Source organism: Streptomyces sp. SAT1 (assembly GCF_001654495.1).
Classification (GTDB): Bacteria; Actinomycetota; Actinomycetes; order Streptomycetales; family Streptomycetaceae; genus Streptomyces; species Streptomyces andamanensis.
Map to the genome: position 1 here is coordinate 4,296,190 of NZ_CP015849.1, position 13,151 is coordinate 4,309,340.

At 68.8% G+C, this 13,151-nt stretch carries 8 protein-coding genes; 6 read left to right on the forward strand and 2 right to left on the reverse strand.

The window, feature by feature from the left end; all coding sequences use genetic code 11:
• The first annotated feature begins 15 nt into the window (after window positions 1–15).
• Window positions 16–3,930, forward strand: coding sequence for a DNA-directed RNA polymerase subunit beta' (locus A8713_RS18580; RefSeq protein WP_064534615.1), 3,915 nt, complete (start codon window positions 16–18; stop codon window positions 3,928–3,930).
• Between the two features lie 73 nt (window positions 3,931–4,003).
• Here A8713_RS18580 and A8713_RS18585 read toward each other — a convergent pair whose 3' ends face one another.
• Window positions 4,004–5,323, reverse strand: coding sequence for a glycosyltransferase family 39 protein (locus A8713_RS18585; RefSeq protein WP_064534617.1), 1,320 nt, complete (start codon window positions 5,321–5,323; stop codon window positions 4,004–4,006).
• A gap of 137 nt (window positions 5,324–5,460) precedes the next feature.
• Between A8713_RS18585 and A8713_RS18590 the strand changes: the two genes are divergently transcribed.
• The 5 genes from A8713_RS18590 to tuf all read left to right on the forward strand — a co-directional run bounded on the left by A8713_RS18590 (window position 5,461) and on the right by tuf (window position 11,165).
• Window positions 5,461–6,492: a glycosyltransferase family 2 protein gene (locus A8713_RS18590; RefSeq protein WP_257784412.1), complete on the forward strand. Its 1,032-nt coding sequence runs from the start codon at window positions 5,461–5,463 to the stop codon at window positions 6,490–6,492.
• A 303-nt stretch (window positions 6,493–6,795) separates the two neighbouring features.
• Window positions 6,796–7,167 (forward strand): 30S ribosomal protein S12, encoded by a 372-nt coding sequence (rpsL, locus tag A8713_RS18595; RefSeq protein WP_003948652.1) that lies wholly within the window; start codon window positions 6,796–6,798, stop codon window positions 7,165–7,167.
• 2 nt (window positions 7,168–7,169) lie between these two features.
• Window positions 7,170–7,640, forward strand: a complete 471-nt coding sequence (gene rpsG, locus A8713_RS18600; protein WP_003992340.1) for a 30S ribosomal protein S7 — start codon at window positions 7,170–7,172, stop codon at window positions 7,638–7,640.
• Between the two features lie 39 nt (window positions 7,641–7,679).
• Window positions 7,680–9,806 (forward strand): elongation factor G, encoded by a 2,127-nt coding sequence (gene fusA / locus A8713_RS18605; RefSeq protein ID WP_018564790.1) that lies wholly within the window; start codon window positions 7,680–7,682, stop codon window positions 9,804–9,806.
• Window positions 9,807–9,971: 165 nt separating this feature from the next.
• Window positions 9,972–11,165, forward strand: coding sequence for an elongation factor Tu (gene tuf, locus A8713_RS18610; RefSeq protein ID WP_018564791.1), 1,194 nt, complete (start codon window positions 9,972–9,974; stop codon window positions 11,163–11,165).
• A 519-nt stretch (window positions 11,166–11,684) separates the two neighbouring features.
• Here tuf and A8713_RS18615 read toward each other — a convergent pair.
• Complete coding sequence (locus A8713_RS18615; RefSeq protein WP_107440662.1) at window positions 11,685–13,067, reverse strand: alpha-lytic protease prodomain-containing protein; 1,383 nt, start codon at window positions 13,065–13,067, stop codon at window positions 11,685–11,687.
• Between the last annotated feature and the right edge of the window lie 84 nt (window positions 13,068–13,151).

The following is a 13,151-nucleotide window of genomic DNA, read 5'->3' on the forward strand; positions in this document are numbered from 1 at the left end:
AGGGATTGACGCATAGTGCTCGACGTCAACTTCTTCGACGAGCTCCGGATCGGCCTGGCCACCGCTGACGACATCCGTCAGTGGAGCCACGGCGAGGTCAAGAAGCCCGAGACCATCAACTACCGCACCCTCAAGCCGGAAAAGGACGGGCTCTTCTGCGAGAAGATCTTCGGTCCCACCCGGGACTGGGAGTGCTACTGCGGCAAGTACAAGCGCGTCCGCTTCAAGGGCATCATCTGCGAGCGCTGTGGCGTCGAGGTCACGCGTGCCAAGGTGCGCCGTGAGCGGATGGGCCACATCGAGCTGGCCGCCCCCGTCACCCACATCTGGTACTTCAAGGGCGTCCCGTCGCGGCTGGGCTACCTGCTCGACCTCGCCCCGAAGGACCTGGAGAAGGTCATCTACTTCGCGGCGTACATGATCACGTACGTCGACGAGGAGCGCCGCACCCGCGACCTGCCCTCGCTGGAGGCGCACGTCTCCGTCGAGCGCCAGCAGATCGAGAACCGCCGCGACGCCGACCTGGAGGCCCGCGCCAAGAAGCTCGAGACCGACCTGGCCGAGCTGGAGGCCGAGGGCGCCAAGGCCGATGTGCGCCGCAAGGTGCGCGAGGGCGCCGAGCGCGAGATGAAGCAGCTGCGCGACCGCGCGCAGCGCGAGATCGACCGCCTCGACGAGGTCTGGACCCGGTTCAAGAACCTCAAGGTCCAGGACCTGGAGGGCGACGAGCTCCTCTACCGCGAGCTGCGCGACCGCTTCGGCACCTACTTCGACGGCTCGATGGGTGCCGCGGCGCTGCAGAAGCGCCTGGAGTCCTTCGACCTCGACGAGGAGGCCGAGAAGCTCCGCGAGATCATCCGCACCGGCAAGGGCCAGAAGAAGACCCGTGCGCTCAAGCGCCTCAAGGTCGTCTCCGCGTTCCTGCAGACCAGCAACAGCCCCAAGGGCATGGTGCTGGACTGCGTGCCGGTCATCCCGCCGGACCTGCGTCCGATGGTGCAGCTGGACGGTGGCCGCTTCGCGACCTCCGACCTGAACGACCTGTACCGCCGTGTCATCAACCGCAACAACCGCCTGAAGCGGCTTCTCGACCTCGGCGCGCCCGAGATCATCGTGAACAACGAGAAGCGCATGCTCCAGGAGGCCGTCGACGCGCTCTTCGACAACGGCCGCCGCGGCCGCCCGGTCACGGGCCCCGGCAACCGTCCGCTGAAGTCGCTGTCCGACATGCTCAAGGGCAAGCAGGGCCGCTTCCGCCAGAACCTGCTCGGCAAGCGAGTCGACTACTCGGCGCGTTCCGTCATCGTCGTCGGCCCGCAGCTCAAGCTGCACCAGTGCGGTCTGCCCAAGGCGATGGCGCTGGAGCTGTTCAAGCCGTTCGTGATGAAGCGCCTGGTGGACCTGAACCACGCGCAGAACATCAAGTCCGCCAAGCGCATGGTGGAGCGCGGCCGCACCGTCGTGTACGACGTCCTCGAAGAGGTCATCGCCGAGCACCCGGTGCTGCTCAACCGTGCTCCCACCCTGCACCGCCTCGGCATCCAGGCCTTCGAGCCGCAGCTGGTCGAGGGCAAGGCCATCCAGATCCACCCGCTCGTGTGCACCGCGTTCAACGCGGACTTCGACGGTGACCAGATGGCCGTGCACCTGCCGCTGTCCGCGGAGGCGCAGGCCGAGGCCCGCATCCTGATGCTGTCCTCGAACAACATCCTCAAGCCGGCCGACGGCCGTCCGGTGACGATGCCGACCCAGGACATGGTCCTCGGTCTGTTCTTCCTCACCACCGACGGCGAGATGCGGAACGTGAAGGGCGAGGACCGCTCCTTCGCGTCCGTGGCCGAGGCGATCATGGCGTTCGACGCCGGTGAGCTCTCGCTCCAGTCGCGCGTGGACATCCGCTTCCCGGTGGGCACCATCCCGCCGCGCGGCTGGACCCCGCCGGCCCGCGAGGAAGGCGACGAGGGCGTCGGGGAGCGGGTGTGGCAGCAGGGTGACAGCTTCCGGCTGCGGACCACCCTGGGCCGCGCGCTCTTCAACGAGCTGCTGCCCGAGGACTACCCGTTCGTCGACTACGAGGTCGGCAAGAAGCAGCTCTCGGAGATCGTCAACGACCTCGCCGAGCGCTACCCGAAGGTCATCGTGGCGGCGACGCTCGACAACCTGAAGGCGTCCGGCTTCTTCTGGGCCACCCGCTCCGGTGTCACCGTCGCCATCTCCGACGTCGTCGTCCCCGACGCGAAGAAGGAGATCGTCGCCGGGTACGAAGCCAAGGACGAGAAGGTCCAGAAGCAGTACGAGCGCGGTCTGATCACCAAGGAAGAGCGCACGCAGGAGCTCATCCAGATCTGGACCCAGGCGACCAACGAGGTCGCCGAGGCGATGAACGAGAACTTCCCGAAGACCAACCCGATCTTCATGATGGTGAACTCGGGTGCACGAGGCAACATGATGCAGATGCGTCAGATCGCCGGTATGCGTGGTCTGGTGTCGAACGCGAAGAACGAGACGATCCCGCGTCCGATCAAGGCGTCGTTCCGTGAGGGCCTGTCCGTGCTGGAGTACTTCATCTCCACGCACGGTGCCCGTAAGGGTCTGGCGGACACCGCCCTGCGTACCGCCGACTCGGGTTACCTCACCCGTCGTCTGGTGGACGTCTCGCAGGACGTCATCATCCGCGAGGAGGACTGCGGCACCGACCGCGGCCTCAAGCTGCACATCGCGTCCCGCGACGCGGACGGCGTGCTGCGCAAGGCGGAGGACGTCGAGACGTCCGTGTACGCGCGCTGCCTCGCCGAGGACATCGTCGTCGACGGCAAGGTGCTGGCCCCGGCCGGTACCGACCTCGGTGACGTGCTCATCGACGAGCTGGTCAAGCACGGCGTCGAGGAGGTCAAGACCCGCTCGGTCCTGACCTGCGAGTCCGCCGTCGGCACCTGCGCCATGTGCTACGGCCGTTCGCTGGCCACCGGCAAGCTGGTCGACATCGGTGAGGCGGTCGGCATCATCGCCGCCCAGTCCATCGGTGAGCCCGGTACCCAGCTGACGATGCGTACCTTCCACACCGGTGGTGTGGCCGGTGACGACATCACCCAGGGTCTGCCCCGTGTCGTCGAGCTCTTCGAGGCCCGTACGCCGAAGGGTGTCGCCCCGATCTCCGAGGCCTCCGGCCGCATCCGGATCGAGGAGACCGAGAAGACCAAGAAGATCGTCGTCACCCCGGACGACGGCAGCGACGAGACGGCGTACCCGATCTCGAAGCGCGCCCGTCTGCTGGTCGGCGAGGGCGACCACGTCGAGGTGGGCCAGAAGCTCACCGTGGGTGCCACCAACCCGCACGACGTGCTGCGCATCCTGGGTCAGCGTGCCGTCCAGGTCCACCTGGTCGGCGAGGTCCAGAAGGTCTACAACTCGCAGGGTGTGTCGATCCACGACAAGCACATCGAGATCATCATCCGGCAGATGCTCCGCCGGGTGACGATCATCGAGTCCGGCGACGCCGAGCTGCTGCCCGGCGAGCTGGTCGAGCGCTCGAAGTTCGAGCAGGAGAACCGTCGTGTGGTCCAGGAGAGCGGACACCCGGCCTCCGGCCGTCCGCAGCTGATGGGTATCACCAAGGCCTCGCTGGCGACGGAGTCCTGGCTGTCGGCCGCCTCCTTCCAGGAGACGACCCGAGTGCTGACGGACGCGGCGATCAACGCCAAGTCCGACAGCCTCATCGGCCTCAAGGAGAACGTCATCATCGGTAAGCTCATCCCGGCCGGTACGGGTCTGTCCCGTTACCGCAACATCCGGGTGGAGCCGACCGAGGAGGCCAAGGCCGCGATGTACTCGGCCGTCGGCTACGACGACATCGACTACTCGCCGTTCGGCACCGGCTCCGGCCAGGCCGTTCCGCTGGAGGACTACGACTACGGTCCGTACAACCAGTAAGCGAGCAGCAGCATGAAGGGCGGTCACCCCGGTGGGGTGGCCGCCCTTCGGCGTCGCGGGGGAGCCGGGTGGTCTACGGGACGCCCAGCTCGAAGATGACGTAGTGGGCGTACCAGCCGGAGGCCAGGGCCGCCGTGGCGAAGAAGACCGCGAGGCTGCCGTTCCTCAGGCGGCCCAGCGCGGCGGCCGGGGCGAGCAGCAGCGGGAAGGCGGGCAGCAGGTAGCGCATGGTGTTGCCGAACATCTGCTGGGTGCCCAGCACGGTGACGAGCGTGGCCAGGGTGTAGGCGACGAGCACCAGCGGGGGCCGCTTGCGCAGCATCAGGGCGATCAGGAACGGCAGGGCCAGCACCAGCTGGAGCGAGAGCACGTCGGGGACGTCGAAGGCGAAGACGTAGTCGTGGTGGCCGACGGCCAGGTTCTTCAGGACGCGCAGGGTGTAGGCGCCGTAGTCGAAGTAGTGGGCCCAGCCCTCGCGCTGGAGGGTGAAGTAGGCGGTGGGCTCGCCGGTGGCGTACCCGACCCAGGCCACATAGCCGAGCAGGCCGAGCGGGGCGACGAGGATCGCGTACAGGGGGCCGCCCACGCCGTGCTCGCGCCGGCTGTCGCGGCGTGCCAGCGTCACCAGCGCGGCCAGGCCGACCGCGCCGATCAGCACCGCGGAGGTGGGCCGGTTCAGCCCGGCCACGCAGGCGAGCAGTCCGGCCGTGATCCAGCGCCTGGTCATCACGGCGTAGCAGCACCAGGCGGCGAGCGCGACGAACACCGACTCGGAGTAGACCGCCCACTCCACGCCCGCGCCCGGCGCCACCGCCCACAGCCCGGCGGCGACGGTGCCGGCGCGGACCCCGGCCAGCGTCTTGACCACGGCGTAGATCCCGGCGGCGGCCACGAACGACGACACGACCGAGACCATGATCGCCGCGCCGTACGGGCCGAGGCCGGTCACGGCGGACACCATCCGTATCAGCGCCGGGTACAGCGGGAAGAAGGCGACCGAGTTCTGCTGGACGGTGAAGAGGCCGTCGCCGCCGAGCCGCTCCAGCTTGGGGTCGTAGCCGTGCTGGGCGACCTGGAGGTACCACCAGCCGTCCCAGGTGGACAGGACGTCCCACCAGTGGGCGCCGCCGCCGAAGCGGGGCTCCTTCTTGTGGTAGTCCCCGGCGTGCTCCAGCAGCCAGGCGAAGACGGCGAGGCCGGTGAGCTTGGCCACGCCGTACAGGAGGAGCGGGGGCAGGTAGGGGCGGGCGGCGGCGCGCAGCGCGTCCGGGTCGAACCACCCGGGCCCGGCCGTGCGCCCGGGGTCCCGGGGCGGCCGGGCGGGCGGTTCCTGGGCGTCCTGCGCGGCATCCGCCGGGGTGCCGGTCACCGCGTTGTCCGAACCCGTACTCATGCCCGTGTGTTTCCCCTCGGTCCCCCGGTCCCGGCCGCGTCCGCCCGGCGCGGTCGCGCGGGGCCGGGGGCCTGTGAACCGACTGTCATAAGATCGCACCACGGTCGCACATCGGCGCGGGCCGAGGGGAGGCCCGGGTGGCACAAGAGGTGGACGGCACGCACGGGACGACCGTGCTGTCGGTCGTCATACCCATGTACAACGAGGAAGAGGCGCTGCCCGCGCTGGTCAACCGGCTGCGCCCGGTCCTGGACGGCCTCGGCGCCGGCTACGAGGTCGTCGCCGTCGACGACGGCAGCCGCGACCGCACCGCCGAACTGCTCGCCGCCTTCCGGCTCGGCTGGCCCGAGCTGCGGGTGATCGGCCTGCGCCGCAACTCCGGGCACCAGGCCGCCCTCACCGCGGGGCTCGACCGGGCGGCGGGCGCGTACGTGGTGAGCCTGGACGCCGACTGCCAGGACCCGCCCGAGAAGATCCCCGAGATGCTCGCGCTCGCCCGCGGGCAGGGGCTCGACGTCGTCTACGGCGTCCGGGCCGACCGCAGCAGCGACAGCGCCTTCAAGCGCTGGACCGCGGGCGGCTACTACCGGCTGCTGCGGCGCCTGGCGGGGCCTTCGGTGCCCGCGCACGCCGGGGACTTCCGGCTGCTCAGCCGGGCCGCCGTGGACGCCCTGAAGGCCCTGCCCGACCAGCAGCGGGTCTACCGGCTGCTGGTGCCGTGGCTGGGCTTCCCCAGCGGCCAGGTGCGCTACGAGCGCGAGCTGCGCTCGGCCGGCCGGACCAAGTATCCGCTCGGGCGGATGATCCTGCTCGCCGCCGACAGCATCACCGGCTTCTCGGCGGCGCCGCTGCGGCTGGCCACCTGGCTGGGCGGGGGAGCGTTCGTCGTCTGCCTGGGGCTGCTGGTGTACACCTTCACCGGGTACGCGCTGGGGCACACCGTGCCCGGCTGGACCTCGCTGCTCACCGCGGTGGTCTTCATCGGGGCGGTGCAGCTGGTGTGCGTGGGCCTGCTCGGCGAGTACGTCGCCCGGATCTACACCGCGGTGCAGAACCGGCCCTCGTACTACGTGGGGCACGACACGGGGGACGGCGCGGGGGACAGCACGGGGGAGCAGTCCCCTGCTCCCCGCTCGGTCCCCCGCTCGCGCACCCGTGCGGAGCCGTGAACACCACGCGACCGGGCGCTGGCGCGAAGTGGAACAAAGTGGTAGAGAACCGGCGGGAGCGCCGGTCACGCGCATTTGTTTTGACCGCAGCGAATGCGATAGGTACGCTCAGACCTTGTGCCTGGGGTGTGCCCTGGCTCTCGTGCGTGCCTACAACCGCCAGGGAGCCGTCACAAGGCCACCGCGATCCGCGCTTCCTTCTGCCTCGCGGCGGAAGTCCGCGCGATCCGACACACCCGACCGCGTGGGTCGGCGATGTTCCAGGTTAGCTGTACCTATCGGCACACAGAAACCGGAGAAGTAGTGCCTACGATCCAGCAGCTGGTCCGCAAGGGCCGGCAGGACAAGGTCGAGAAGAACAAGACGCCGGCACTCGAGGGTTCGCCCCAGCGCCGTGGCGTCTGCACGCGTGTGTTCACGACCACCCCGAAGAAGCCGAACTCGGCCCTGCGTAAGGTCGCGCGTGTGCGTCTGACCAGTGGCATCGAGGTCACCGCTTACATTCCGGGTGAGGGACACAACCTGCAGGAGCACTCCATCGTGCTCGTGCGCGGCGGCCGTGTGAAGGACCTGCCGGGTGTTCGCTACAAGATCATCCGCGGCTCGCTCGACACCCAGGGTGTCAAGAACCGCAAGCAGGCCCGCAGCCGTTACGGCGCCAAGAAGGAGAAGTAAGAATGCCTCGTAAGGGCCCCGCCCCGAAGCGCCCGGTCATCATCGACCCGGTCTACGGTTCTCCTCTGGTCACGTCGCTGATCAACAAGGTGCTGCTGAACGGCAAGCGCTCCACCGCCGAGCGCATCGTCTACGGCGCCATGGAGGGTCTGCGTGAGAAGACGGGCAACGACCCGATCATCACGCTGAAGCGTGCGCTGGAGAACATCAAGCCGACCCTTGAGGTCAAGTCCCGCCGTGTCGGTGGTGCGACGTACCAGGTTCCGATCGAGGTCAAGCCCGGTCGCGCCAACACGCTCGCGCTGCGCTGGCTGGTCGGTTACTCCCGCGCCCGTCGCGAGAAGACCATGACCGAGCGTCTGCTCAACGAGCTTCTCGACGCTTCGAACGGCCTCGGTGCGGCCGTCAAGAAGCGCGAGGACACGCACAAGATGGCCGAGTCCAACAAGGCCTTCGCGCACTACCGCTGGTAGTCGCTACCCACATCGAGACCGAGAGAAGACTGAAGCCTTATGGCTACCACTTCACTTGACCTGGCCAAGGTCCGCAACATCGGGATCATGGCCCACATCGACGCGGGCAAGACGACCACCACCGAGCGGATCCTGTTCTACACCGGCGTGTCGTACAAGATCGGTGAGGTCCACGACGGCGCCGCCACCATGGACTGGATGGAGCAGGAGCAGGAGCGTGGCATCACGATCACGTCTGCTGCGACCACCTGTCACTGGCCGCTCGAAGACAACGACTACACCATCAACATCATCGACACCCCCGGGCACGTCGACTTCACCGTAGAGGTGGAGCGCTCCCTGCGCGTGCTCGACGGTGCCGTGACGGTGTTCGACGGTGTCGCCGGTGTCGAGCCGCAGTCCGAGACGGTGTGGCGTCAGGCCGACCGCTACGGCGTGCCGCGCATCTGCTTCGTCAACAAGCTGGACCGCACCGGCGCCGAGTTCCACCGCTGCGTCGACATGATCAGCGACCGCCTGGGCGCGCAGCCGCTGGTCATGCAGCTGCCGATCGGTGCCGAGGCCGACTTCAAGGGCGTCGTGGACCTGGTCCGCATGAAGGCGCTCGTGTGGTCCGCCGAGGCGGCCAAGGGCGAGATGTACGACATCGTCGACATCCCGGACACCCACACCGAGGCTGCCGAGGAGTGGCGCGGCAAGCTGGTCGAGGCCGTCGCGGAGAACGACGAAGAGCTGATGGAGCTGTACCTGGAGGGCACCGAGCCCACCGAGGAGCAGCTGTACGCGGCCATCCGCCGCATCACCATCGCCTCCGGCAAGTCCAGCGAGACCACGGTCACCCCCGTGTTCTGCGGCACCGCGTTCAAGAACAAGGGCGTCCAGCCCCTGCTCGACGCGGTCGTGCGCTACCTGCCGACCCCCCTGGACGTCGAGGCCATCGAGGGCCACGACGTCAAGGACCCCGAGGTCGTCGTCAAGCGCAAGCCGTCCGAGGACGAGCCGCTGTCGGCCCTCGCGTTCAAGATCATGAGCGACCCGCACCTGGGCAAGCTCACCTTCGTCCGGGTGTACTCCGGCCGCCTGGAGTCCGGCACCGCCGTGCTGAACTCCGTCAAGGGCCGCAAGGAGCGCATCGGCAAGATCTACCGCATGCACGCCAACAAGCGTGAGGAGATCGACGCGGTGGGCGCCGGCGACATCGTCGCCGTCATGGGCCTGAAGCAGACCACCACCGGTGAGACGCTCGCGGACGAGAAGAACCCGGTGATCCTGGAGTCCATGGACTTCCCGGCGCCGGTCATCGAGGTCGCGATCGAGCCCAAGTCCAAGGGTGACCAGGAGAAGCTGGGTGTCGCCATCCAGCGGCTCGCGGAGGAGGACCCCTCCTTCCAGGTCAGCACCAACGAGGAGACCGGCCAGACCGTCATCGGCGGTATGGGCGAGCTGCACCTCGAGGTGCTCGTCGACCGGATGAAGCGCGAGTTCAAGGTCGAGGCCAACGTCGGCAAGCCGCAGGTCGCCTACCGCGAGACGATCCGCAAGGCCGTCGAGCGCGTGGACTACACCCACAAGAAGCAGACCGGTGGTACCGGTCAGTTCGCCAAGGTGCAGATCGCGATCGAGCCGATCGACAGCGGTGACACGGCGTACGAGTTCGTGAACAAGGTCACCGGTGGCCGCATCCCGAAGGAGTACATCCCTTCGGTCGACGCCGGTGCGCAGGAGGCCATGCAGTTCGGCATCCTGGCCGGCTACGAGATGACGGGCGTCCGCGTCACGCTTCTCGACGGCGGCTACCACGAGGTCGACTCCTCCGAGCTCGCCTTCAAGATCGCCGGTTCGCAGGCCTTCAAGGAGGCCGCGCGCAAGGCCAGCCCCGTGCTGCTCGAGCCGATGATGGCCGTCGAGGTCACCACGCCCGAGGACTACATGGGTGAGGTCATCGGCGACATCAACTCCCGCCGTGGCCAGATCCAGGCCATGGAGGAGCGGGCGGGTGCCCGCGTCGTGAAGGGTCTCGTGCCCCTCTCGGAGATGTTCGGCTACGTCGGAGACCTCCGCAGCAAGACGTCGGGTCGCGCAAGCTACTCGATGCAGTTCGACTCCTACGCCGAGGTTCCGCGGAACGTCGCCGAGGAGATCATCGCGAAGGCCAAGGGCGAGTAACTCTCCCGAGTTCCAGCCCGTAGGCTTGACTCCGGAGCCTCGTGGGGCATTCCGCCGGAACCGACAGGAACCGGCCGGAACGCCCCCGGGATCCGGGCCATCCAGCAAAGATCACCTGGCGCCGATGAAGTAAGGCGTACAGAACCACTCCACAGGAGGACCCCAGTGGCGAAGGCGAAGTTCGAGCGGACTAAGCCGCACGTCAACATCGGCACCATCGGTCACATCGACCACGGTAAGACGACCCTCACGGCCGCCATTACCAAGGTGCTGCACGACGCGTACCCGGAGCTCAACGAGGCCACCGCGTTCGACAACATCGACAAGGCGCCCGAGGAGCGTCAGCGCGGTATCACCATCTCCATCGCGCACGTCGAGTACCAGACGGAGACCCGTCACTACGCCCACGTCGACTGCCCGGGTCACGCGGACTACATCAAGAACATGATCACCGGTGCCGCCCAGATGGACGGCGCGATCCTGGTGGTCGCCGCGACCGACGGCCCGATGCCGCAGACCAAGGAGCACGTGCTCCTGGCCCGCCAGGTCGGCGTTCCGTACATCGTCGTCGCCCTGAACAAGGCCGACATGGTGGACGACGAGGAGATCCTGGAGCTCGTCGAGCTCGAGGTGCGTGAGCTCCTCTCCGAGTACGAGTTCCCGGGCGACGACGTCCCGGTCGTCAAGGTCTCCGCGCTGAAGGCCCTCGAGGGCGACGCGAAGTGGACCCAGTCCGTCCTGGACCTCATGAGCGCCGTCGACACCGCGATCCCGGAGCCGGAGCGCGACGTCGACAAGCCGTTCCTGATGCCGATCGAGGACGTCTTCACGATCACCGGTCGCGGTACGGTCGTCACCGGCCGTATCGAGCGTGGTGTCCTCAAGGTCAACGAGACCGTCGACATCATCGGCATCAAGACCGAGAAGACCACCACCACGGTCACCGGCATCGAGATGTTCCGCAAGCTGCTCGACGAGGGCCAGGCCGGTGAGAACGTCGGTCTGCTCCTCCGTGGCATCAAGCGCGAGGACGTCGAGCGCGGCCAGGTCATCATCAAGCCGGGCTCGGTCACCCCGCACACCGAGTTCGAGGCGCAGGCCTACATCCTCTCCAAGGACGAGGGTGGCCGCCACACGCCGTTCTTCAACAACTACCGCCCGCAGTTCTACTTCCGTACGACGGACGTGACCGGCGTCGTGACCCTCCCCGAGGGCACCGAGATGGTCATGCCGGGTGACAACACCGAGATGACGGTGGAGCTCATCCAGCCCGTCGCCATGGAAGAGGGCCTGAAGTTCGCCATCCGCGAGGGTGGCCGCACGGTGGGCGCCGGCCAGGTCATCAAGATCAACAAGTGACCCAGGTCCTGTAGCACCAGCAGCAGCTGAGCTACGGGAAGGGCCCGTACGACTCCGGTCGTACGGGCCCTTCCGCATGTCCGGATCCGGTGGAGCACCGCCCGCGCGCCACTACGGCCGGTCTTGTGGTGGCCGGTCTTCTTCTCAGTGGATGTGACATGACGGACGATGCCGGCTCCGGGTCGCCCGGTGGTGACGCGAGCAGGTCGGCCGGGTCCGGGTCGGAGGTCCCCGACGCAGGTGACGCGACGACCCCGGAAGGTGAGCGTCTGGACAGTCGCCCACAGCAAGCGAGCGGTGCCGAGCATCGGTGTCGAGGTCACCTCGGGCTGCTACCGGGTGCCGGAGGGGCAGAGGGTCCAGCACTCCTGAGGCGTGTGCCCCAGCGTGGCGGCACACGCCGGAGCGGGCCCGGACTCGCCCTGGGTTGGGTGGTCCGGGCCCGCTTTTTCCCCCTCGGGCGGGCAGTGGCTCAGGTGGGGTGGTGGTTGTCGTGGGGTCCGGGAGCCGGGGTCGGGCTCAGGACTGGGCCCACAGGGCCGGGACGTTCGGGGGCTCCCAGCCGGGCTGGGCCTGGTGGCCCTGGAGGCAGCGGTAGGTGGAGCCGCCGTAGGTGACGGTGTCGCCGGGCTGGTAGACCGTGCCGGCCGCCCAGGTGCCGCTGGGGTCGCCGGGGCCGGGGCCGGGACCGGGGCCCGGGTCGTCACCGGTGGTCTTCAGGGTGAGGCCGTAGTTGGACAGGATGGGGTTGATCGGCTGGAAGTAGGTCGTCCCGCCGCTGGAGCAGTTCCCGGAGCCGCCCGAGGTGACGCCCTGCGCCTGGCTGCCGGAGATGAAGGAGCCGCCGGAGTCACCGGGTTCGGCGCACACCGAGGTGCGGGTGACACCGGAGACGGTGCCCTCCTGGTAGGTCACGCTGGAGTTCAGCTGCTGGACGGTGCCGCAGTGCCAGCCGGTGGTCGAACCCGAGCGGCACACCGAGGAGCCGACGGTCGCCACCGTGGACCCGGTCACCTGGAGGTTCTGGCCGTTCTGGTTGACGTACGGCGTCGCGGTCCAGCTGGAGTTGGTGGCCACCCACGACATGTCGTTGCCGGGGAAGATCGACGCCTGGAAGGTGCCCTGCGACACCTGGTTGGCGCCGGTGGTGGTGGAGCCCGCCTGCCCGCAGTGCCCGGCCGAGGCGAAGCCCTGCTGGGTGCCCCGGGTGATGGGGAAGCCGATCGAGCAGCGCGTGTTGCCGTTGATGTAGTACGCGTCGCCGCCCCGCAGGTCGTACAGCGGGCGGGGCCGCTCGGACGTCTTCACCACCTTGGCCAGCGACGGGTCGACCCCGGCGGCGGCCAGCAGGTCACGGGCCGCGGCGGGCCGCAGGGCCTGTACGACCAGCGTGTTGGTGGGTACGTCGACGTACCACGCCGGGGCGTCGCGTGTGTCGCGGTGGGCGGCGGCGCGGTCCAGGCGCGCCTTGGCCGCGTCCAGCGAGGCGAGGGAGTGGCGGACCACGACCGCCTCGGCGCCCCCTGCCCTGATCGCCGCCGCGTCGGCGGCGTCGGTGGTGGCCACGCTCAGCCTGCCGGAGTCCGCGCCGTGCACCCACGCGCCCGCGTAGTCCGGGCCGAGGGCGGCGCGCAGCCGGCCCGCGGTGGCCCCGGCCTCGGCCTCGTTGGCCAGCCGGTGCTCGGCCTGCTGCCGGTCGATGCCCAGGTCGCGCTGCATGGCGTTCAGGACGGCCGCCGAGGTCTCGGCGGTGTGCAGGGTCCGGGCGGCCGACCGCACCGGCGCCTGCGACTGCGTGGTGGCGGCTGCCTGGGCGCCGGCCTGTCCGCTGAGCCCGGTCAGGACCAGTGCGCCCGTCGCCACCACCGCGGCGCACGCGGCTCTCGTATGTCTGTGGGGCATGGGGGATCTCCTCGGGTTCGGTGGGGGGTGCCGAAACCGTAGGAGGGCCGACTGGGCGGCGTAAGACTCCGGTTGACCCCCTTG